The organism is Mycobacterium sp. 1274761.0 (genome assembly GCF_001668615.1).
In the GTDB taxonomy this organism is placed as follows: domain Bacteria; phylum Actinomycetota; class Actinomycetes; order Mycobacteriales; family Mycobacteriaceae; genus Mycobacterium.
On the sequence record NZ_LZMC01000070.1, the window covers coordinates 1 to 784 of the forward strand.

At 67.0% G+C, this 784-nt stretch carries 1 protein-coding gene and 1 pseudogene; one reads left to right on the forward strand and one right to left on the reverse strand.

All coding sequences use genetic code 11. The features are described 5' to 3' along the window. Positions 1-51: 51 nt before the first annotated feature. Complete coding sequence (locus A5651_RS14890; RefSeq protein ID WP_231988455.1) at positions 52-255, reverse strand: luciferase; 204 nt, start codon at positions 253-255, stop codon at positions 52-54. A gap of 220 nt (positions 256-475) precedes the next feature. Between A5651_RS14890 and A5651_RS14895 the strand changes: the two are divergent. Further along, positions 476-784: pseudogene (locus tag A5651_RS14895) on the forward strand (dihydrodipicolinate reductase); the annotation flags it as partial.

Consider the following 784-nt stretch of genomic DNA (forward strand, 5'->3'; position numbering starts at 1 on the left):
GTCGACCACACCACGACGCGTATCGGACGCGGTTCCATGCTCCTCCTTCGATCAGCCGAGGCGTGCTGCCGCCTCGGCGGCACGCTCGAGGTAGGGCCACGCCACGTCTGGCCGCAGTCCGCCGCAGAGCGGCGCAAGCGGGAGCGCCTGCCCGCCGTGCATGTACTCGGCGACTTCATCGATGGTCAACACCCGGTAGGGCTTGTTGGCCACCTGGAGTCCGTCGACATCCGTCGCACGCGAGATGCTGGCCACGCCCTCGTCGCCGTGTCGGTAGGACGCCGCGGTGACGGCGTCTTGCAGCAGATGTCGGCGCGTTATCGGCCGGCAGCTGGACGACGCCCGGCTCGTGGCCGTGTGCGCGACACTCCTCGAACGACGGCGCGCGCATGTCGAAGCGCATGGTGAACACCACGGCGGACTATAACCCACTTCTTGTTGACGTTAATAGTGTCCACTGTTAATTTGTACAGCGATGGGAGACGATCCTTATCGCGTCGTGGTGTGGTCGACAGGAGGCGTCGGGTCCATCGCGGTCGACGCGGTGCATCGCCGGCCCGACCTCGACCTTGTCGGTGTGTGGGTGCATACGCCGGACAAGGTCGGGCGCGACGCGGGTGAACTCGCCGGTGGAGAACCGATCGGGATCACGGCCACCGACGATGCCGAGGCGTTGATCGGCCTGCGGCCGGACTGCGTGGTGTATGCGGCCAGCGGACCCGAGCGTGACGCCGGCGCGGTCCCGGATTATCTGCGGCTGCTCGAGGCGGGAATCAACGTGGTG